Genomic DNA, 1,978 nt, shown 5'->3' with positions numbered 1-1,978 from the left:
ATTTACAAGCCTTGGCCCGCCACGACTCGCCTTTGATAAGAGCACCGGAGGCAACGAAAGCATGTTGACGGAAGAGCTCAGGGCGTGAAGCAGCCGCAAAACCCCAGCTCACGAGCTCTCCTAATTCACGTATTGACATATCGAAAAATCTCGATATCCTAGCCGCATGGACCTACTCGAAATATTCAAAGCCCTCTCAAACCCGACACGTCTCCAAATCCTGAAAGGTTTGAAGGATCCGGCAAAGAACTTCCCCCCGCAGGATGAGGGTGACGTTCACACGGTCGGCGTCTGCGTCAGCAGTATCCAGGAAGGGATCGGCCTGTCGCAGTCAACGGTGTCCGGTTATCTGGCTACGTTGCAACGGGTGGGTCTGGTCGAAGTCAGGCGCATCGGCCAGTGGACCTATTACAAACGCAATGAAGCAACCATCAGTGCTCTCGCCGAGATCATTGGCAAAGACCTGTAGCGTTTTTTTACCACAGAATATCGAGATATCCCGATATCCCTTTTTATCGATACGAGGATTTACTATGAAAGCGATGATGCTTAAATCATTCGGCGGTCCTGAATCGTTCGAACTCCGCGACGTGCCCAAGCCCGTGCCGCAAGCGGGGCAAGTCCTGGTCCGGGTGCATGCCACTTCCATCAACCCGTTGGATTACCAGGTTCGACGCGGCGACTATTCCGACCTGGTGCCTCTGCCGGCCATCACCGGCCACGACGTCTCCGGCGTGGTCGAAGCCGTCGGGCCCGGTGTGACCGCCTTCGCGCCTGGAGACGAAGTCTGGTACACCCCGCAAATATTTGAAGGGTCAGGCAGCTACGCCGAGTACCACGTCGCGGCCGAAAGCATTATCGGGAAGAAACCGCCCGAGCTGAGCCATCTTGAGGCCGCAAGCCTGACCCTGGTGGGCGGGACGGTGTGGGAAGCGCTGGTGGTGCGCGCGGCACTCAGGGTAGGGGAGAGCATTCTTGTCCACGGCGGCGCTGGAGGCGTCGGGCATGTCGCGATCCAAGTGGCGAAAGCCATGGGCGCCCGGGTGTTCACCACGGTGCGCGAAACAAACGCTGAGTTTGCCCGCAACTTGGGTGCCGACGTGATCATCGACTACGGAAAAGAAGATTATGTCGACGCTGTTTTTCGGGAAACCGCGGGCCGCGGCGTGGATGTCGTATTCGACACCATTGGCGGCAACACACTGTCCCGCAGCCCCGACGTCCTCGCCCAACTGGGCCGCGTCGTCTCGATCGTGGACATCGCCCAGCCACAAAACCTCGTCCAGGCCTGGGGCAAGAACGCGAGCTATCACTTCGTGTTTACCCGGCAAAACCGCGGCAAGCTCGATGAGCTGAGCGCATTGATAGCCCGCGGTCAGCTGCGTCCCCATGTCGGCGCCGTCTATTCGCTGGCCGACATTCCCCTGGCCCATGCCCGGCTGGAAAGCGCCAACAACGGTCTCCGAGGCAAAATCGCCATTGCCGTCGAGCCATCGCTCATTCCGTAAGTGCGGAGTTTTTACCCAATTCAGAGGTGCGTCATGGTTTACGAAATCGCTGTGCTTCCTGTCCACAAAGAACGCATCGAAACGTTCTGCCGCGCATTTGCCGAGGTCGCTCCATTGCTCACCCGCGCCAAGGGGTACGGCGGCCACATGCTGGCGCAAGGGATCGAAACCCCCGAGCAGTTCAACCTGATCGTGCGGTGGCAATCGCTGGAAGACCACACACCGGGCTTCGAAGCGAGTGAAGACCATCGGCTGTTCATGATGGGGTTGGAGGAATACTTTTCGGAGGAGCCGAGGGTTTACCATGTTGAGGGGGGCGGCTTTTAGGGCTGACGAAGGGGGCAGAAAATAAATCTGTCCCCCTATTTTATTTTTCTGTCCCGTCCTGAATAAGGTTTACACCTTCTGATCCGTTTTCAGGAGGGCGTAATGAAATCAGCAAAAAGGCGTAGTCAGCGCGACTACACGCT

3 protein-coding genes are annotated in these 1,978 nt (G+C 57.7%); all 3 read left to right on the top strand.

What is annotated here, in order from left to right:
- The first annotated feature begins 166 nt into the window (after nucleotides 1–166).
- Nucleotides 167–469 carry an ArsR/SmtB family transcription factor gene (locus tag BM321_RS29215; protein ID WP_003177098.1) on the top strand — a complete coding sequence of 101 codons (303 nt, stop codon included), beginning with the start codon at nucleotides 167–169 and terminating at the stop codon, nucleotides 467–469.
- A gap of 64 nt (nucleotides 470–533) precedes the next feature.
- Nucleotides 534–1,508: a zinc-dependent alcohol dehydrogenase family protein gene (locus BM321_RS29210; RefSeq protein ID WP_092446470.1), complete on the top strand. Its 975-nt coding sequence runs from the start codon at nucleotides 534–536 to the stop codon at nucleotides 1,506–1,508.
- A gap of 33 nt (nucleotides 1,509–1,541) precedes the next feature.
- Nucleotides 1,542–1,835, top strand: a complete 294-nt coding sequence (locus tag BM321_RS29205) for an antibiotic biosynthesis monooxygenase family protein (protein WP_092446468.1) — start codon at nucleotides 1,542–1,544, stop codon at nucleotides 1,833–1,835.
- Nucleotides 1,836–1,978: the final 143 nt, after the last annotated feature.

This window comes from Pseudomonas sp. NFIX10 (genome assembly GCF_900111955.1).
GTDB lineage: Bacteria > Pseudomonadota > Gammaproteobacteria > Pseudomonadales > Pseudomonadaceae > Aquipseudomonas > Aquipseudomonas fluorescens_AA.
Note: the sequence above shows the minus strand (reverse complement) of the source record. Positions and strands in the feature narration are given on the sequence as shown.

Coding starts and splice junctions, on each gene's coding strand:
- BM321_RS29210 (WP_092446470.1), top strand. CDS start 534: ATGAAAGCGATGATGCTTAAATCATTCGGCGGTCCTGAATCGTTCGAA.
- BM321_RS29215 (WP_003177098.1), top strand. CDS start 167: ATGGACCTACTCGAAATATTCAAAGCCCTCTCAAACCCGACACGTCTC.
- BM321_RS29205 (WP_092446468.1), top strand. CDS start 1,542: ATGGTTTACGAAATCGCTGTGCTTCCTGTCCACAAAGAACGCATCGAA.